This is a genomic window from Rhodococcus sp. RS1C4 (assembly GCF_002258225.1).
Taxonomy (GTDB): Bacteria; Actinomycetota; Actinomycetes; order Mycobacteriales; family Mycobacteriaceae; genus Rhodococcoides; species Rhodococcoides fascians_E.
Window position 1 is genome coordinate 219,925 of record NZ_NOXZ01000048.1, and the last position, 17,983, is coordinate 237,907.

Genomic DNA, 17,983 nt, shown 5'->3' on the forward strand with positions numbered 1-17,983 from the left:
CCTCGAGTAACGTTTCGTACATGAAGTTGGTGCGAGCGTCGTCCCGAACCGCAACTACCGTCGCCGTCCTGACGATGACCGTGGCCCTGGCGGCCGGATGTGCTCGGTTCGACGATTCCACGGCCAGCCCGTTCACCCCCGAACCGTCGTTCGGCGCCGCCGAGATCGATCCCGCGGATCCGGACGCCCCACCCACCTCGACGACACCGAGCGGTCCGCAACCGCAGCCGGGTCCCTGCATCGATCTGGACCCGAACGTCATCGCGACGTGCCTCGACCCGACGGGTGGGCTCGTGATGCTTCCCGGTGGCGCCTCCGCATTGGTCGCCGAACGCCTCACCGGACGGATCATGCAGGTCACCCAGGGCCAGTCCCCCGTCGAGATCGCGCGCCTCGACGTCGACGCCGGCAGCGACGGGGGCCTGCTCGATCTCGCGTTGTCGCCGAGCTTCGCCGAGGACGGTCTGATGTACGCGTACATCACGACTGCATCGGACAACAGAGTCGTGCGCATCGCGGCAGGCGACACACCCAAGAACGTGTTGACCGGAATCCCCCGGGGTGCACAGGGGAACCGCGGCGCGTTGGATTTCCTCAACCCAGGTCAGCTGTTGGTGCTGACCGGTGACGCCGGAAACCCAGCATCCGCAGCCGATCCGGCGTCGCTCGCAGGCAAGCTTCTGCGGGTCGACTCGCTGGTCCCCGGCCAGAGCGGTCCACCCCCGCAGGTCGCCCTCAGTGGCATCGGAACCGCGGGAGACGTGTGCATCGATCCGTCGGGCGGAATCTGGGTCACCGACCGGACAGCAGTGGAGGATCGGCTCCAGCGCATCGATCCTCTCGGCGCGGTCGTGTCGCCGGTGTGGACGTGGCCGGATCGACCGGGCGTCGCCGGCTGCGGCGCAGGGGACGGGGCGGTTGCCATCTCCCTGACCGACGCCAAGGCCATGGCCGTCCTCGTCACCGACCCCGACACGGGAGCAGTCACCGCGGCACCGTCGCTGCTCGTCCAGGACCGCTACGGCCGTCTCAACGGCGCTGCGATCGCACCCGACGGCCAGATCTGGGCGGGCACCGTGAACAAGAACGGTGATGCACCGGGCCCCAACGACGACCGCGTCGTCAAGATTCCGGTCCCGGCGGGCGGCGGCGGATTCGACTAGAGCCGAACGGCCCCGGCGGCGAGCACCGCGGGGGCCGTTCGATCACGTCCTTGAATCAGCTGCACGCAGCGAGGACCAGTTCCTTGACCCTGGCCGCGTCGGCCTGACCGCGAGTGGCCTTCATGACGGCGCCGACGATCGCGCCCGCGGCTTGAACTTTGCCGGCGCGAATCTTGTCGGCCACACCGGGATTGGCAGCGAGCGCCTCGTCGACTGCAGCCTGCAACTTGGTGTCGTCCTTCTCGACGACGAGCCCGCGTGCCGCCATGACCGCAGCAGGCTCACCTTCACCGGCGAGGACGCCGTCGACGATCTGACGCGCGCCGTTGTTGTTGACCTTGCCGTCGGCGACGAGGCCGGCCACTTCGGCCACCTGTGCAGGCGTGATCGCCAGAGCATCCAGTTCGACGCCCGCGACGTTCGCCTTCTGAGCCAGGTAGGAGACCCACCACGAGCGCGCAGCCTGCGGCGTCGCACCGGCGTCGACCGTCGACGCGACCAGATCCAGCGCGCCGGAGTTCACGAGGTCGCGCATCTCCTCGTCGGAGACACCCCAGTCCGCTTGGATGCGCGCCCGGCGCAGCCACGGGAGCTCGGGAAGCGTCGCGCGGAGTTCCTCGATCCAGGCCGCGTCGGGAGCGACGGGCGCGAGGTCGGGCTCCGGGAAGTACCGGTAGTCCTCGGCAGATTCCTTCTTCCGGCCCTTCGACGTGGTGCCGTCGGACTCCTGGAAGTGCCGTGTCTCCTGCACCACCTCGCCGCCGGACTGCAGAACGGCCGCCTGCCTGCGCATCTCGTAACGCACGGCTACCTCGACGCTCTTGAGCGAGTTGACGTTCTTCGTCTCGGTGCGGGTACCGAACTCCGACGCCGACTTCTCCATCAGCGACACGTTCGCGTCGCAGCGCAACGAACCCTGGTCCATGCGAACGTCGGACACGTCGAGCGCTTTCAGCAGATCCCGCAACGCCGTCACGTACGCGCGGGCGACCTCAGGGGCGCGTGCACCGGTGCCGGTGATGGGCTTGGTCACGATCTCCACCAGCGGAACACCGGCACGGTTGTAGTCGAGCAGCGAGTGGCTCGCGCCTTCGATCCGTCCGGTCGCGCCGCCGACGTGCGTCGACTTACCCGTGTCCTCCTCCATGTGCGCCCGTTCGATCTCGACGCGGAACGTACTTCCGTCGTCGAGCAGTACGTCGAGGTATCCCTCGGTGGCGATCGGTTCGTCGTACTGCGAGATCTGGTAGTTCTTCGGCTGGTCCGGGTAGAAGTAGTTCTTCCGCGCGAACCGGCCCCACGGGGTGATCGAGCAGTTCAGTGCGAGACCGATGCGGATGGCGGACTCGACGGCCGCGGAGTTCACCACCGGCAGTGCACCGGGAAGGGACAGGCAGACCGGGCACACCTGCGTGTTCGGCTCGGCCCCGAACGCCGTCGGGCAGCCGCAGAACATCTTGGTGGCTGTGCCCAGCTCGACGTGGACCTCCATGCCCAGAACTGGGTCGAAACGGGCAAGCACGTCGTCGTAATCGATCAGATCGACCAAGGCAGCAGTCATGCACACGAGTTTATGCGCTGGCAAGAACGCGCGAGTAACCAGTGGTGCTCGCTACGGTTGGCCGGTGACGGACACCTCGAAGCAGACGCTGTACATGACCGTGCTGATGACACCCGACATGGCGAACTTCTCCGGCAACGTTCACGGCGGGACGATTCTGAAATTCCTGGACCAGGTGGCGTACGCCTGCGCGAGTCGGTACGCGCAGGCGTACGTCGTCACCCTGTCGGTGGACCGCGTGGTGTTCCGCGAACCGATCCATGTCGGCGAACTCGTGACCTTCTCCGCGTCGGTCAACTACACCGGACGTACATCCATGGAAGTCGGCATTCGCGTCGAGACCGAGAACATCCAGCGCGGCGAAACCCGTCACACGAACAGCTGCTACTTCACCATGGTCGCCGTCGACGACACGGGCACACCGCTCGAGCTTCCGCCGCTCGAACCGTCGACCGCTCTCGGACGGCAGCGCTTCGAGGCGGGCCGACGCCGCCGCGATCTTCGTCGCGACAACGAGCACCGCGAGTCGCAGATCCGACAGGAAGCCGGCCGCCTCTGAAGATCAGCCGAAGAACGCCGCCGCGTCGACGTAGCGGCTCTCCGGTACGCGCTTGAGTTGCTTGACCGCCTCGGCGAGCGACACCAAACCGATCTCGGCGCCGCGCAGGGACACCATCTGACCGAAGTCACCTGCATGCGCTGCGTCGGCTGCATTGACCCCGAATCGGGTGGCCAGCACCCGGTCGTACGGAGTCGGGGTTCCGCCGCGCTGAACATGCCCCAGCACCGTGGTTCGTACTTCCTTGTTGATGCGACGCTCGATCTCCTGGCCGAGCTGATGCGCCACCCCGGTGAACTTCACGTGACCGAACTCGTCGATGCCGCCGTCGCGCAACGCCATCGACCCTTCCCGCGGCTTCGCACCCTCGGCGACGACGCAGATGAAATGCGAGTCACCGCGCTGGAAGCGCTTGCGCACCAGATCGCAGACTTCCTCGACGTCGAACGGATGCTCGGGAATCAAGGTCATGTGCGAACCCGACGCCAGACCGGCATGCAACGCAATCCATCCCGCGTGCCTGCCCATCACTTCCACCAACATCACACGCTGATGTGACTCGGCGGTGCTGTGCAGCCGGTCGATCGCGTCGGTCGCGATGGTGAGTGCGGTGTCGAATCCGAACGTCACGTCCGTGCAGTCGATGTCGTTGTCGATCGTCTTCGGTACCCCGACGACGGGCACACCTTCCTCGGACAGCCAGTTGGCCGCCGTCAACGTTCCCTCGCCGCCGATGGGGATGAGGACGTCGATCCCGTTGTCCTCCAGCGTTTCCTTGATCCTGTCGAGACCGGCCCGGAGCACCTCCGGATTGGTGCGTGCCGTACCGAGGATCGTCCCGCCCTTGGTCAGCAGTCGATCGTTGCGATCGTCGTTGCGCAACTGAATCCGGCGGTTCTCCAGCAGACCACGCCACCCGTCCTGGAATCCGACGACGGTGGAGCCGTACCGCGCATCCGCCGTCCGAACCACCGCACGGATCACCGCATTGAGCCCGGGGCAATCACCGCCGCCCGTGAGAACTCCGATGCGCAATTTTTCGCCTCTCGTCGGTTCCATACTCACACCGTAATCCGGCTGGGCTATCTGGTCATTTCGCAGCGCCGCCGCTCACCCGGGTGTGACGACTCCGCTCTCGTACGCCAGCACCACTGCCTGGGCGCGGTCTCGGAGATCGAGTTTGCCGAGCACTTTGCCCACATGGGTCTTGACGGTCTGCTCGGCGACGAACAGAGTTGCGGCGATCTCGGTGTTCGACAGGCCCTTGGCGATCAGCTCGAGCACTTCGCGTTCGCGCGGGGTGAGTACCGACAGCTGTGCCGGCGGCTGCTTGGCCGTGCCGCGACGTGTGGTGACGTCGGCGATCAACCGGCGTGTCACCGACGGCGCCAGCAACGCCTCACCCGAGGCGACGACGCGCACTCCCCGAATCAGTTCGTCGGCGGGTGCGTCCTTGAGCATGAACCCACTGGCTCCGATGGTCAGCGCCTCGTAGACATAGTCGTCGATGTCGAACGTGGTGAGCATCAGGATGCGGACGGGAGGATCGAGCGACGCGCGGAGTATCGCGCGTGCGGCGTCGAGTCCGTTCATCTGCGGCATACGGACGTCCATGAGAACGACGTCGGGGCGCAGTCGCTTCACCTCGGTGACTGCGGTGGCGCCGTTGTCCGCGTCTCCCACGACGCTGATGTCCGGTTGAGCGGCGAGCAAGGCACCGAAACCCTGCCGCACCATTGCCTGATCGTCTGCGATGAACACGGTGATGGCCACGGATGACACCCTATGTCCTGACGTAGTCGGTGGGCCGGATCAGAATGGGGCCCGATCAGAATGGGCCACGATCAGACTGGGCCACGATCAGACTGGGGCCGATCAGGCGGCGGGCCCGGTGACGGGAAGCGCGGATGCCCCGAGAGGAACCGTCTCCGCTTTTCCCGGAAGCCGAGCGATGACCTCGAATCCGCCGTCGGACCGAGGGCGGGCGTCGAGCCAACCGGACACTCCGACCGCGCGATCGCGCATCCCGGTGATGCCATGACCTCCCGTGCCGCTGCTTCCGTCGCTCGCGCCGGCGCCGTTCGAGTCGACGGCCCGATCGTTGATCACTTCGAGGTAGGTGACGTCCGGTGCGTAGTGGAGTCGTACTCGAACCTCGCTACCGGGAGCGTGCCGAGAGGCATTGGACAACGATTCCTGCACGATCCGATACAGCGCGAGTCCTGTGGTCGCCGACACCGCGTCGGCACCGCCGAGGATCTGCCAGCTGAGCCGAACCCCTGCGCGCTGGGTGTTCTCGAGCAGCGTCGTGATGTCTCCTGCCCCGGGCGCAGGCGCGTCGTCGGCCACCACTCCGTCACTGCGCAGAACCCCGAGCATTCCGCGGATCTCGTTCAGCGCCTCCCGTGCAGTTGCCCCGATCGATTCGAATTCCGCAGCCGCCGAGGGCGATACGTCGTCGACTCGGTACGGAGCGCTCTGCGCCTGCACCACCACCAACGACATATGGTGGGCAACCACGTCGTGAAGATCGCGTGCGATCTTGGCCTTCTCCTCGAGAATCGTTCTGCGCGCACGTTCGAGCTCGCTGACCTCCTCCTGCTTGGCCAGTTGCCGCCGCGACAGGACCAGCCAGCGAATCAGCAGGCCGAACACCACGATCGCGGTCAGTCCGACACCCCACCCTATTCCGTCGTTGCCCGGTGCGTATCCGAGAAACAGCAGGACGGTCGCAACCCAGGTGACCGCCACGACCGGTAGTGCGCACCGAAGACTGACGGAAAGTACGAGCGCGAGAAGCACGAGGAGGTGTGTCACCTGCCACGGAAAGTCGTACCCCGGCAAGCGATCGAACGCAACCGGGATCACTACGGCCGAGCCGGCCGAAACAGCCCATCCGAGAGCGGGATTCGCACGGACGAGCACGAAGGGAAACACGGCGAGAGCAGACACGATCGGCATGATCGGAACCGGCACGTCGTGAGTGACGTGCAACGTCGGCCACGCGATGGAGTACAGAATCGCGGTCACCGCGAGGATGGTGACGTCGACGCCGCGTCCTGGCGGAACCAGCCGTCGAAATCGTGTCGCCTTCTCGGTCCTACTGAATATGCCCACGAGAAGAACAGTAGGAACTCGCGAGCGAAAAGTCATCGTACCGAGGGGTGAGATCGACCTACCCCCGCGGTAGCACTTCGCGCAGCCGTCACGCACCACGACGGCACGTCGAAACGGCACTTCGGGGCGATTACCGATTCGGTGTTCGATTCCTAGCGTTCGTAGCCATGACAGCGAGAGCGAAGTACGTCGTCGGCACCGTGGTGGTCGGAACCATGCTGGGCATCGGAGTCGGCACGGCGATGCCGGTCGCCGACGCAGACATCTCGGCACCTCGCAGGACCGCGGCGACCGTCGCCATCGAGGCCCTGGTCGACGACGACGCAACGGCCGCCATCGGTGCGATACCGATCGGGTTCGAGAACGAGTACTACCGCCCCACGCTCGAGGACGGGAGGGCAGTGGCACCGGACGGGGACTGCTCGTCGCCCGTCCCACTACCCACAGACTTCGAATCCGCCTGCAAAGCACACGATCTGGGGTACGACCTGCTGCGGTTCGGCGCGGCGCACGGCGCGCCTGCATCCCCCGACGCCCGTACACGCCTCGACGCCGCGTTGAGCACGTCGATGGACGACGCCTGCGACGGCAGACTCGGAACCTGGTCCCGCGCGAGCTGTTTCGTGATGAGCGATATCGCAAGCACTGCAGTCGACTTCAACTCCTGGCGCCAGAACTACCGATCGCCGGCGCCGGAGCCCGCCCTGCCTTTCCTGATCACCGGTGGCGTCCTGACGACGGCCGCCGCCGCCGCGACGACCGTCGCCGGTGCCGTTCTGCGCCGTCTTAGCCCGGAGGTACTCGCATGACGTTCGTACTTACGCCCACGACAACGACCCCGCCGGCACCGACGAACCTGCATGCTGTTCCCGCGGTTCCTCGGGTGAGCACGTCGCTGCTTCTTGCACTGTCCGTCGCGGCATCCCTGTCGCCGTCGTTGCTGCCCCGAGCGTCTCTGGTCCAGGCGGTGGTGACCGGCTTGTTCGCCGCGGCAGCATTGGTCGTCTCCGCGGTAGCGCACCGGATCACGTCCCGGGTGCACCGGACCTGTCCGCGACCGCGAGCTCGCCGCGTAGCCCTCGGCCTGGCACTGCTCACCGTCGGTGCGGTCGGGATCGCCGACGCGCAGTGGCAGAACGGAGTGCGCGAGTCCTGGGGAGTCCCTCGTGTGGGTCCGATGTACTGGATCGAAGTCGTCTGCGGTTCGGTCTCGGTCTGTGCTCTTCTGGTCGTCATCGGAATCGGCTCGGCCCGCGGAGCGGGCAAACTCGGGGCGATGCGACTGCTGGCAACGACAGCCGTCGCGGCCGTTGCGGTATCGGTCTTCGGATTCGACTGGGCACGTGAGTCTTTCGCTCAGCGATATGCGCAGGCGGACCTCGTATCGAGCACAGTTCAGGAGCACGCGGTCGACCCCGTCGGTGGTGTCTCGGTCGGGGTGCAGGGTCAGCGGTTCCTCGCGGGAGGCGAGGGCAGCACGGCCGTGCGCACGTACGTCGGGCTGCGTGCCGCTCCGACGTACGGCGAACGCGCAGAATTGGCTGCGGACGAACTGGAGCGGTCCGGCGGTCTGGCCAAGGCGCACGTCGTGATCGCCGTGCCCACCGGATCGGGATGGGTCGACGAGAACGCGGTCCGGGGGTTCGACGAACGATTCGGTGGTGACGTCGCGACAGTCGCTCTGCAGTACTCGGACCAACCGAGCTGGGCGACGTTCCTGTTCGCGGAGGACGCTGCGATCGAATCCACCCGAGCCCTGCGTGTGGCCGTGGAAGCGAAGCTGGCTGCGCTCGACGAGGACCGCAGACCGAAGCTGCACATCTACGGCCAGAGCCTCGGCTCGGTGGCAGGGAGCGCTGCGCTGCAGCCGGATTCGTCGGCGGTCTGCAGCACACTGTGGGCCGGTCCCCCGGCGAACAAGGTGGATACCGGACAAGGCGTCGTTCTGGCGAACACATCCGATCCGGTGGTGTGGTGGTCGAGCGAGCTGATCTTCTCACCACCGGATCTGACGAAGGCACGAGTCGACGCACCGGTGCCACAGTGGATTCCGTTGGTCTCCTTTGCACAGACGTCGGTGGATCTGCTCTTCGCGCTCGATGCGCCTGCGGGCCACGGCCATCGGTACGGGGAGGATCAGGGAACAGGCCTTCTCGATTGTGGGTAGATCTACAGTCCCATTCGGGTCCCGAGCCAGTCCATTTCACGTTCCAGGGCCGGTGCCCACACATCCATGGAATGGCCGCCGGGAAGTTCGGAATACTGGACGGACAGCCCGTCCGCGGCCGCAGCGGCGAACAGTTCGCGAGTCTGAGGCTCGAACTCCGTGTCCTCGGAGCCGACGACGAACGCGCCGGAGGAGTTCGGAAACGTCTTCTCGCGCAGCAGAGTCAGCGGAGTCCACTGGTCGAAACGTCGAGTCGACTCGGCGCTACCGTCTCCGAACGCAGCGGTGATCGAGTCCTCGCGCGTGCCTCGGCGGGGTTCGTCCTCACCGGAGATGTCCAGAAACGTCGGGTAGATCCCCGGGGCGGTCAGAGCCGTTTGCACGGCGCAGGTGCCGCCGTAGGAGTAACCGCCGATTGCCCACGCGCTCGGATCCGTGTCCACCCGCATCGTGTGCCGGATCCATGCGGGCACGTCCACCGACAGATACGTGGAGACGTTGCCCAGATGCGAGTCCATGCACATCGGGTTGGGAGTGGGCTCGCCCCATTCGTCGACGGAGCCCATGGGGTCGGACTCGCCCAGCGCGTCGGCCACCACCACGACGGGCGCATGGCCGTCGTGGGACGCTGCGTAGGTATCCATCGTGTCGGCCAGGTGTCCGCCGTCGATCCAGTCGACGACATGACCCGGTTGGCCGGTCAGCAGGACGAGCACCGGCGGAGCCGCGTCGCCGGGAGTTCCGTAGAACGGAGGGGTGTAGATCGCAGCCGGACGTGCATGAAACCCGGAGGTCTCACCCGGAATCACCGCGCCCGTCACGGTGCCCCTGGGCGGATGCCCGAGTGCTGCCGCGAGCGTGGGCGTATGCCAGATCTGAGTGTTCAGCGCAGCGAGTACGCCGCAGACGAGTGCTGCGGACAGCGGGATCAGCATCACACGTCGCCGCAACAGAATCCACCCCAGCGTGCACACCAGCGCCAGGACCAGAGCAGGCAGGATCACGGTGTCGATTCGAAGGTGCACGACGCCCAGGGCGGCGTCGTGCACCGAACGAATCGTCACGTGAGTCAGCGCAGCGCGCCGCGCGCAGTCTCGTAGGCCGCGCCGATGCGGTACAGCCTGTCGTCGGCGAACGCCGGTGCCATGATCTGCAAACCGACGGGCAGTCCGTCCTCGGAGGCAAGACCCGACGGCACCGACATCGCACAGTGGCCGGCGAGGTTCGTCGGCAACGTGCAGAGGTCGTTGAGGTACATGGCAATCGGGTCGTCGACCTTGTCCCCCAGAGGGAACGCCGTCGTCGGAGTGGTCGGCGACACCAGCACGTCGACCTTCTCGTACGCGTTGTCGAAATCGCGAGCGATCAGAGTCCGCACCTTCAGCGCCTGACCGTAGTACTCGTCGTAGTACCCGGCGGACAGCGCGTAGGTGCCGATCATGATGCGGCGCTTCACTTCCGCGCCGAACCCTTCTGCGCGCGTGATCGCCATGACCTGCTCGGCACTGTGCTTACCGTCGTCGCCCGCACGAGCTCCGTAGCGCATGCCGTCGAACCGGGCGAGGTTGGAGGACACCTCCGAAGGGAGGATCAGGTAGTACGCCGCGAGCGCGTGAACGAAGTTGGGGCACGAGACCTCGACGACCTCCGCACCGAGCGACGTCAACGTCGCCACGGCGGCATCGAACGAGGAGATGACCCCGCTCTGATAGCTGTCGGAGTGCAGTTCCTTGACCACACCCACACGCACACCCTTCAGGTCGCCGCCCGCTCCTTCGCGTGCGGCGGCCACCACGGACGCCACCGAGGTGTCGACGGACGTCGAATCCCGGGGGTCGTGACCGGCGATGACCTCGTGCAGAAGCGCGGTGTCCAACACCGTGCGCCCGCAGGGCCCGCCCTGGTCGAGCGACGACGCACACGCGATCAGGCCGTACCTGGACACCGTGCCGTAGGTGGGCTTGGTGCCGACGGTGCCCGTCAACGCTGCAGGCTGGCGAATGGATCCACCGGTGTCGGTTCCGATCGCCAGCGGAGCCTGATGCGACGCCAGCGCGGCAGCACTGCCGCCGCCGGATCCACCGGGAATGCGTGTGGTGTCCCACGGGTTCTTGGTCGGACCGTAGGCGGAGTTCTCCGTGGACGAACCCATCGCGAACTCGTCCATGTTCGTCTTGCCGAGCAGCGGAATTCCCGCCGACCGAAGTTTCGAGGTGACCGCCGCGTCGTACGGGGAGATCCAGCCCTCGAGCATCTTCGACGCACACGTCGTCGGCATGTCCGTGGTGGTGAACACGTCCTTCAGCGCCAGCGGCACACCGGCAAGTGCCGACGCCGGGGCCTCTCCCGCACCGATGGCCTCGTCGACCTCCTTGGCGGCAACCAATGCGGCGGCGCCCGACACGTGCAGGAACGCGTGGATGTCCCCGTCGACCTTGTCGATGCGGTCCAGATGAGCCTGAGTGACCTCGACGGCCGATACCTCGCGCGCGTGAATCTTCGACGCCAGGTCGGACGCGTCGAGCGTGGTCAGGTCGGTCATTCGCTCTCTCCCAGAATCTGCGGCACTGCGAATCGATCTTCTTCGGCGTTGGGAGCCTCGGCCAGAGCCTGCTCGGGCGTCAGGCCTGGGACGATCACGTCCGGGCGCGTGACATTGGTGATCGCACTCGGATTGGCCGTCGGCGTCACATCGTCCGCAGCCACCTCGGCCACTGCCTTCACATGGTGAAGAATCGAATCCAGCTGGCCGGCGAACTCGTCCAACTCGGCTTCGCTGAGCGCAAGCCGAGACAGCCGGGCGAGGTGAGCCACCTCGTCGCGGGAGATATCAGGCACCGCGTAGACCCCTTTCACACATATGACGACGCACCGCGAAAAACACGCGGCCGCCGTCAACCTTATCGGGGCCCTCGTCGCTGCCTCCACTCCCGGTTGGCTGGGTCATTCCTGCAGGCTCCACTCCCGGTTGGCTGGGTCATTCCTGCAGGCTCCACTCCCGGCTAACTCGGTCCCACCCAGATGTCGCGAAGGTCACGGCCGGTGCGGCAGTTGCGCCCCGAGAGGCCGACAGTGCGAGGATGGCTCGCGGTGTTTCACCCACGAAGTTCTGTCATCTCTCGTAAGCGAAAGGGCGCGACATGTCCTACCTGCTCCGCGTTCAGCTCCCCGACCGACCGGGCAGCCTCGGCTCGCTCGCCGTCGCGCTGGGTTCTGTCGGTGCGGACATTCTGTCGCTCGACGTCATCGAACGCGGCGACGGTTACGCCGTCGACGACCTCGTCGTGGACGTACCGCCCGGCGCCCTGCCCGACACGCTGATCACCGCCGCCGAGAATCTGACCGACGTTCGGGTCGACTCCATCCGGCCGTACACCGGTGTGCTCGACACCCATCGTGAACTGGAGTTGATCGACCGGGTGGCCGCGGCGACCGACGACAGGCTGCAGGTGCTGGTCGATGGAGCACCGCGGGTACTGCGGGTCGGCTGGAGCGTCGTGGTAGCGACAGGTCCGCACGGGGCCTACCGCGTCGTGGGCAGCTCGGGTGCACCGGAGACACACGCAACAGACATGCCGTGGATGCCGTTGGCACACCCGGCTTCCCTCGACGGTGACGCCGAGTGGGTGCCGCAGGTATGGCGCGACATGGACACGAAGATCGCCGCGGCGCCGCTCGGCGCCTCCGGGACGGTCTTGATGCTCGGGCGCCCGGGAGGACCGGACTTCCGTCCCTCCGAGGTCGCGCGGCTCGGCTACCTCGCAGGTATCGTCGCCACCGTTCTCGGCTGAGCTACGCGTCCTCCCCCGCGTCGTCCGCGGCATCGTCAGCTTCCGCCTCGGCATCAGGATCCGGCTCCCGCACTGCATCGGGGCCTTCGGTGAGAAGTACGGTGAATCCGGCCTCGTCCAGCACCGGTACGCCGAGCTCGACGGCCTTGTCGTGCTTGCTGCCCGGCGACTCGCCGACGACGACGAATGCGGTCTTCTTCGAGACCGAACTCGCGGCTTTGCCTCCGCGCACCAGAATGGCTTCCTTCGCCTGATCACGGGAGTAGTTCTCCAGCGATCCGGTGACGACGATCGACATGCCCTCCAGGTTTCGGACGATGGACTCGTCGCGCTCGTCCTCCATCCGCACACCCGCCGCACGCCATTTCTCGACGATCGTGCGGTGCCACGGCACTCTGAACCACTCGGATACGGCCGTGGCGATGGTCCCGCCGACTCCGTCGACAGCAGCGAGTTCCTCGTGCGACGCGTTCTCGATGCGCTCGAGACTGCCGAACTCGCCGGCGAGCGCGCGGCCCGCGGACGGTCCGACGTGGCGGATGGACAGGCTCACCAGCACGCGCCACAGAGGGCGGTCCTTCGCCTTGTCCAGGTTGGCCAACAATCGTTTTCCGTTGGCGGACAACGCCCCGGCCTTGGTGCGGAAGATGCCGGTCTCGAGCAGGTCGTCCTCGGTCAGCGAGAAGATATCGCCCTCGTTCTCGATCACCCCGGCTTTCAGGAGGTCGGTCGCGGCCTCGTAGCCGAGCCCTTCGATGTCGAACCTGCCTCGTTCTGCAACGAAGAACATACGTTCACGGAGTTGCCCCGGGCAGAACTCGGAGTTGGGGCACCGAAGGTCGGCGTCTCCCTCCTTCGCCGGTGCAAGCGTGGTTCCGCACTCGGGACACTCGGTCGGCATGACGAACTCGGTCTCGTCGCCGGTGCGGGCGTCGACGACAGGCCCGAGAACCTCCGGAATGACCTCGCCTGCCTTTCGAATGGTCACGGTGTCCCCGATCAGGACACCCTTGCGTTTGACCTCGGAGCCGTTGTGCAGCGTTGCCAGGGAAACGGTGGAACCGGCCACCAACACGGGCTCCATGTAGGCGAACGGGGTGACGCGTCCGGTGCGGCCGACACTCACCCGGATGTCGAGAAGCTTGGTGGTCACTTCCTCCGGCGGGTACTTGTAGGCGATTGCCCAGCGCGGCGCGCGCGAGGTGGTCCCGAGCCGACGATGCAGACTCATCTCGTCGACCTTGACGACGAGGCCGTCGATCTCGTGCTCGACGTCGTGCCGGTGTGTGTCCCAGTAGGCCACCTTCTCCACGACGGCATCGATTCCCTCCACACGCGTCGTGTGGGACGACACCGGAAGCCCCCATGCCTTCAGCGCCTCGTAGGCATGCATCTGAGTGTCCGGAGCGAACCCCTCCATGCGGCCGAAGCCGTGGCAGATCATGCCGAGTCTGCGTTTGGACGTGACCGCCGGGTTCTTCTGACGCAGCGAACCTGCCGCCGAGTTACGTGGGTTCGCGAAGGGCGGTTTGCCTTCCTCCACGAGCGAGGCGTTGAGTGCCTGGAAATCCTCCAGCCGGAAGAACACCTCGCCGCGCACCTCGAGGAGGGTCGGAATCGGGTGATCTTCGCTGGCAGTCAGTGTCTCCGGAATGTCGGAGATGGTGCGGGCGTTCAGCGTCACGTCCTCGCCGGTTCTACCGTCACCGCGAGTGGCACCGCGGACGAGCTTTCCGTTCTCGTAGACCAAGTTCAGTGCCACGCCGTCGATCTTTACCTCGCACAGGTAGTGCAGGCCTGCGGAGCGATCACCCACTTCGGTCTCGACACGCTTGGCCCATGCCCGCAGTTCGTCGTGATCGAAGACGTTGTCCAGACTCAGCATTCGCTCGAGGTGGTCGACCGCGGTGAACTCCGTCGCGAACCCGCCACCGACCAACTGGGTCGGCGAATCCGCCACGCGCAATTCGGGATGGCGCTCCTCGAGCTCGGTCAGCTCACGCAGCAACGCGTCGAACTCACCGTCCGAAACGATCGGCGAATCCCGGACGTAGTAGCGAAACTGATGACCCCGTACGTCCTCGGCAAGCTGCTGCCACCGCTCCTTGTCCTCACTGGAGGCCGGAGTGCCCGTCGCCCGATCGTCGGCGTTCTCGGTCGCGGCAGTCGGTGCAGTCGATTCGTCCACACTCGAACATTAACGGACCCCACCGACACTCGAGACGCTGCTAGAGCGAGTCGGGTGCGTCCTGAAAGGCGTCCGCGACATTGCCCGCCAGTTCGAGCGCCTGCCTGGCCCACTCCGGCGTCGCCCCGGCCAACCCACACGCGGGAGTGACCGACACCTGAGTCGACAGAACGGACCGCGGAAATCCGAGCCGGTCGACGAGTGTCACCGCGGGTGCCGCGACCTCACGCCACGTCGGCACTTTCTCCGGCCGCACCGCAGGCACGAGGCCGAGCATGATCGTCTTGCCCGCCTGAAGAAACTCTCCGATGCCGTCGAGGTCACGTGCGCCGAGCTGCGCCACGTCGAGTGCAGCGGCCTCCGCGGCGCTTCGGCGCAGCAGGTCCAACGGCACGTCCGCACCGCAACAATGCACGGCGGTAGGCACTCCGACCCCGCGCAGCACGGAGTCGATCAGATCCAACGCCTCGGGCTCCGGTACGGCCCGCACCGGATCGAGTCTGGTCACCCCCGACAGCGAACCAGCAAGAACTGCAGGCAAACTCGGCTCGTCGAGTTGCACCACGACATCGACACCCAGCCGTGACCGAAGCTCGGCGCACTGCTGCCGCAAGCCCTCGGTCAACGAACCCGCGAAGTCGCGAACCGCGCCCCGGTCGGTCAACACTCGGTGCGCACTGCGCAGCTCGACCTGGGCCGCCATCGTGAACGGACCTGCAGCCTGCACCTTCAACACGTGATGGGTCGCGGCGAAGCCACCCGTCTCCCAGAGTTCTTCGAGAACGTCGAGATCCTCGTGCAACAGATCTTCGGCGCGGCGACCCGTCAGAGACTTGCGCTGCGACACGCGGTAACCCGACGTGCGCACGTCGAATTCGATGTCCACCATCAACGCGCCTGTCCTGCCGATGGTGTCCGCACCGAGTCCACGAGCCGGTAGCTCGACGATGTGCGGCAGTGCAGGCAGCTCACCGAGAACGATCGAGGACGCCTCTCGAACGTCGGTGCCGGGCCACGACCCGATGCCCGTCGCCAGCGCCCCGAAGACGCTGGCGCTCACTCGCTCTCGGAACGAGTGCCGGCAATGGTGGAACTGCCGATGACGATGTCGCCCTGGACGTCGCGGCGATACAACACAGCCGCTTGTCCCTTCGCCACTCCGGTCAGTGCACTGCGAAGCTGAATGTCCACTCCACCGTCGGCGGTTGCTTCCGCAACTGCTTCGGTGAGCCCACCGTGCGCGCGAACCTGCACGACACATTCGATCGGCCCCGTGGGTGCGACACCATCCGTCCAGATCGCACGGTCGCCGGTGATTCCCCACACGTCGAGGCGAGTAGCGGACCCGACGATGACGTTGCCGCTGTCCGGCTCGATAGCGGTGACGTACCGAGGCTTTCCATCCGCGGCAGGCCCGGACACGCCGAGCCCCTTGCGTTGACCGATCGTGAAGCCGTGCACACCCTCGTGGTCCGCCAGTTCCGCCCCCGTGTCCGCGTCGACGACCTTGCCGGGACGGATACCGATCTTCGCGCCGAGGAACGCACGCGTGTCACCCGACGGGATGAAGCAGATGTCGTGACTGTCCGGCTTGTCCGCCACCGCGAGTCCGCGTGCCGCGGCTTCCTCGCGGATCTCGGACTTGGGGGTGTCCCCGATGGGGAACATCGCCCGGGAAAGCTGATTGTGCGTCAGAACCGCCAACACGTAGGACTGGTCCTTGTCGGCGTCGACGGCACGGCGCAACACGCCGTCGTGCAGCTGGGCGTAGTGCCCCGTGGCCACGGCGTCGAATCCGAGGGCGAGCGCACGGTCGGCGAGCGCGGAGAACTTGATCTTCTCGTTGCACCGCAGGCACGGATTGGGCGTCTCGCCCGCAGCGTACGACTCGACGAAGTCGTCGATGACGTCTTCCTTGAATCGGTCGGCGAAGTCCCACACGTAGAACGGGATCCCCAGCACGTCCGCGGCTCGGCGCGCATCCCCGGCGTCTTCCTTGGAGCAGCAACCGCGGGAACCGGTGCGCAAGGTCCCGGGCTCGGTCGACAGTGCGAGATGGACGCCGACGACGTCATGGCCCTCGTCGACTGCGCGGGCAGCCGCCACTGCCGAATCCACTCCGCCGCTCATTGCAGCCAGTACACGCATCAGCGCTGTCCTCCCCGAGCTCCTACGCTCGCCAATCCCGCTGCGCGGGCTCGTTCGATTACTTGCGGCAACGCTGCCAGCAGTGCGTCCACGTCGTTGTCGGTCGATTCCGGTCCGAGCGAGAAACGCAGCGATCCACGGGCGATCGACGGATCCGCGCCCATCGCGATCAACACGTGACTGGCGCTGGCCACACCGGCGGTGCAGGCGGACCCCGTCGAACATTCTATGCCCGCCGCATCCAGCAGCATCAGCAGGGAATCTCCCTCGCAGCCGGGGAAGGTGAAGTGGGCGATACCCGGTAGCCGTCGATCGTCGATCGGGCCGTTGACGATCACCTCCGGATCGATCGCACGCACGCCCCTGACCATCTTCTCGCGCAACCGCTCCGCATTCGCATGACGGGTGTCGAGGTGGGCGACGGTGTCCTCGAGCGCCGCGGCCATCGCGACGACCGACGCGGTGTCGTGCGTACCGGATCGGACGTCACGCTCGTGGCCGCCTCCGTGCAACAGCGGGACACACGCCGTCGTGCGTCCCAGCAGCAGGGCACCGACGCCCTGAGGTCCGCCGAACTTGTGCGCAGCGACACTCATGGCGGACAGGCCGCTGGCGCCGAAATCGACGCGCAGGTGCGGGATGGCCTGAATCGCGTCGCTGTGCATCGGCACGTCGTACTCCCGAGCGATCGCGGACAGCTCGGCAATCGGCATGATCGTGCCGACTTCGTTGTTCGCCCACATGATGGTCACCAACGCAGTCCGATCCGCCCCGACGGCCAGCTCCGCACGGAGGGTGTCCGGGTGGACTCGGCCCCGAGAATCGACCTCGAGCCAGGTGACCTCTGCGCCCTCGTGGTCAGCGAGCCACTCGACTGCGTCGAGGACCGCATGATGCTCGACCGCGCTGGCGATGATTCTGGTCTTCGACGGATCCGCATCACGGCGAGCCGCGAAGATCCCCTTCACCGCAAGGTTGTCGCTCTCCGTTCCCCCTGAGGTGAAGATCACCTCGGACGGGCGCGCTCCGAGGTGTTCGGCGATCGACTCCCTCGACTCCTCGACCCTCCGGCGGGCGGCCCTGCCGGATCCGTGCAGCGAGGACGCATTCCCGACGGTGGCGAACACTGCCGTCATCGCTTCGATGGAGGCGCGGGACATGGGCGTCGTTGCAGCATGATCGAGGTACACGGGTGCACTCGCGCGGGGGGCAGCAGCCGAACTGCGGGCAGAAGGCATAACGCTTCAAGGATAGCCGGTGATCACCGGTGCCCCTCGCACCCGTGACAC

16 protein-coding genes are annotated in these 17,983 nt (G+C 66.4%); 5 read left to right on the plus strand and 11 right to left on the minus strand.

Features of this window, described 5'->3' with window-relative positions; translation table 11 throughout:
• Window positions 1-20: 20 nt before the first annotated feature.
• Window positions 21-1,163 (plus strand): PQQ-dependent sugar dehydrogenase, encoded by a 1,143-nt coding sequence (locus CH289_RS24890; protein WP_019664317.1) that lies wholly within the window; start codon window positions 21-23, stop codon window positions 1,161-1,163.
• A gap of 55 nt (window positions 1,164-1,218) precedes the next feature.
• Here the strand turns inward: CH289_RS24890 and gatB are convergent, their stop codons facing one another.
• Complete coding sequence (gatB, locus tag CH289_RS24895) at window positions 1,219-2,724, minus strand: Asp-tRNA(Asn)/Glu-tRNA(Gln) amidotransferase subunit GatB (RefSeq protein WP_094728811.1); 1,506 nt, start codon at window positions 2,722-2,724, stop codon at window positions 1,219-1,221.
• Window positions 2,725-2,818: 94 nt separating this feature from the next.
• On the opposite strand from gatB, the gene CH289_RS24900 reads away from it, so the two are divergent.
• Complete coding sequence (locus tag CH289_RS24900; protein ID WP_208601162.1) at window positions 2,819-3,283, plus strand: acyl-CoA thioesterase; 465 nt, start codon at window positions 2,819-2,821, stop codon at window positions 3,281-3,283.
• Window positions 3,284-3,286: 3 nt separating this feature from the next.
• Here the strand turns inward: CH289_RS24900 and CH289_RS24905 are convergent, their stop codons facing one another.
• The 3 genes from CH289_RS24905 to CH289_RS24915 form a co-directional block, all read right to left on the minus strand.
• Window positions 3,287-4,318 (minus strand): ATP-dependent 6-phosphofructokinase, encoded by a 1,032-nt coding sequence (locus tag CH289_RS24905; protein WP_026347655.1) that lies wholly within the window; start codon window positions 4,316-4,318, stop codon window positions 3,287-3,289.
• 75 nt (window positions 4,319-4,393) lie between these two features.
• The gene (locus CH289_RS24910; protein WP_019664321.1) at window positions 4,394-5,056 is read right to left on the minus strand and encodes a response regulator; all 663 of its coding nucleotides are present in this window, start codon (window positions 5,054-5,056) and stop codon (window positions 4,394-4,396) included.
• Window positions 5,057-5,158: 102 nt separating this feature from the next.
• Entirely contained in the window at window positions 5,159-6,400 is a 1,242-nt protein-coding gene (locus tag CH289_RS24915; RefSeq protein WP_019664322.1) for a sensor histidine kinase, read from the minus strand.
• A gap of 167 nt (window positions 6,401-6,567) precedes the next feature.
• On the opposite strand from CH289_RS24915, the gene CH289_RS24920 reads away from it, so the two are divergent.
• The gene (locus CH289_RS24920; protein WP_020110344.1) at window positions 6,568-7,209 is read left to right on the plus strand and encodes a hypothetical protein; all 642 of its coding nucleotides are present in this window, start codon (window positions 6,568-6,570) and stop codon (window positions 7,207-7,209) included.
• Window positions 7,206-8,567, plus strand: a complete 1,362-nt coding sequence (locus tag CH289_RS24925) for an alpha/beta-hydrolase family protein (protein ID WP_027498572.1) — start codon at window positions 7,206-7,208, stop codon at window positions 8,565-8,567. The genes CH289_RS24920 and CH289_RS24925 overlap by 4 nt, the downstream gene beginning before the upstream one ends.
• Window positions 8,568-8,569: 2 nt before the next feature.
• Here the strand turns inward: CH289_RS24925 and CH289_RS24930 are convergent, their stop codons facing one another.
• The 3 genes from CH289_RS24930 to gatC are packed head-to-tail and all read right to left on the minus strand — an operon-like array spanning window position 8,570 to window position 11,405.
• A complete protein-coding gene (locus CH289_RS24930; RefSeq protein WP_020110346.1) occupies window positions 8,570-9,631 on the minus strand; it encodes an alpha/beta hydrolase in 1,062 nt (353 codons plus the stop codon).
• A gap of 5 nt (window positions 9,632-9,636) precedes the next feature.
• Window positions 9,637-11,109, minus strand: coding sequence for an Asp-tRNA(Asn)/Glu-tRNA(Gln) amidotransferase subunit GatA (gene gatA / locus CH289_RS24935; RefSeq protein ID WP_020110347.1), 1,473 nt, complete (start codon window positions 11,107-11,109; stop codon window positions 9,637-9,639).
• Complete coding sequence (gene gatC, locus CH289_RS24940) at window positions 11,106-11,405, minus strand: Asp-tRNA(Asn)/Glu-tRNA(Gln) amidotransferase subunit GatC (RefSeq protein ID WP_026347656.1); 300 nt, start codon at window positions 11,403-11,405, stop codon at window positions 11,106-11,108. Before gatC ends, gatA begins: the two co-directional genes overlap by 4 nt.
• 302 nt (window positions 11,406-11,707) lie before the next feature.
• Here gatC and CH289_RS24945 point away from each other — a divergent pair, with 302 nt between their 5' ends.
• Window positions 11,708-12,358: an ACT domain-containing protein gene (locus CH289_RS24945; RefSeq protein ID WP_019664328.1), complete on the plus strand. Its 651-nt coding sequence runs from the start codon at window positions 11,708-11,710 to the stop codon at window positions 12,356-12,358.
• 1 nt (window position 12,359) lies between these two features.
• Here CH289_RS24945 and ligA read toward each other — a convergent pair whose 3' ends face one another.
• Genes ligA through CH289_RS24965 form a run of 4 tightly spaced genes read right to left on the minus strand, consistent with a single transcriptional unit; the run spans window position 12,360 to window position 17,932 of the window.
• A complete protein-coding gene (gene ligA, locus CH289_RS24950) occupies window positions 12,360-14,546 on the minus strand; it encodes an NAD-dependent DNA ligase LigA (protein WP_020110348.1) in 2,187 nt (728 codons plus the stop codon).
• A gap of 40 nt (window positions 14,547-14,586) precedes the next feature.
• Window positions 14,587-15,606 carry a methionine synthase gene (locus CH289_RS24955; RefSeq protein ID WP_020110349.1) on the minus strand — a complete coding sequence of 340 codons (1,020 nt, stop codon included), beginning with the start codon at window positions 15,604-15,606 and terminating at the stop codon, window positions 14,587-14,589.
• On the minus strand, window positions 15,603-16,694 hold the full coding sequence (gene mnmA / locus CH289_RS24960) for a tRNA 2-thiouridine(34) synthase MnmA (protein ID WP_019664331.1): 1,092 nt from the start codon (window positions 16,692-16,694) through the stop codon (window positions 15,603-15,605). The genes CH289_RS24955 and mnmA overlap by 4 nt, the downstream gene beginning before the upstream one ends.
• A complete protein-coding gene (locus CH289_RS24965) occupies window positions 16,694-17,932 on the minus strand; it encodes a cysteine desulfurase family protein (protein ID WP_027498573.1) in 1,239 nt (412 codons plus the stop codon). Before CH289_RS24965 ends, mnmA begins: the two co-directional genes overlap by 1 nt.
• Window positions 17,933-17,983 lie beyond the last annotated feature (51 nt).

Bases quoted from the DNA above. Each gene is read 5' to 3' on its own strand.
- CH289_RS24890 (WP_019664317.1), top strand. From the start codon at position 21: ATGAAGTTGGTGCGAGCGTCGTCCCGAACCGCAACTACCGTCGCCGTC.
- gatB (WP_094728811.1), bottom strand. From the start codon at position 2,724: ATGACTGCTGCCTTGGTCGATCTGATCGATTACGACGACGTGCTTGCC.
- CH289_RS24900 (WP_208601162.1), top strand. From the start codon at position 2,819: ATGACCGTGCTGATGACACCCGACATGGCGAACTTCTCCGGCAACGTT.
- CH289_RS24920 (WP_020110344.1), top strand. From the start codon at position 6,568: ATGACAGCGAGAGCGAAGTACGTCGTCGGCACCGTGGTGGTCGGAACC.
- CH289_RS24925 (WP_027498572.1), top strand. From the start codon at position 7,206: ATGACGTTCGTACTTACGCCCACGACAACGACCCCGCCGGCACCGACG.
- gatA (WP_020110347.1), bottom strand. From the start codon at position 11,109: ATGACCGACCTGACCACGCTCGACGCGTCCGACCTGGCGTCGAAGATT.
- CH289_RS24945 (WP_019664328.1), top strand. From the start codon at position 11,708: ATGTCCTACCTGCTCCGCGTTCAGCTCCCCGACCGACCGGGCAGCCTC.
- mnmA (WP_019664331.1), bottom strand. From the start codon at position 16,694: ATGCGTGTACTGGCTGCAATGAGCGGCGGAGTGGATTCGGCAGTGGCG.
- CH289_RS24965 (WP_027498573.1), bottom strand. From the start codon at position 17,932: ATGCCTTCTGCCCGCAGTTCGGCTGCTGCCCCCCGCGCGAGTGCACCC.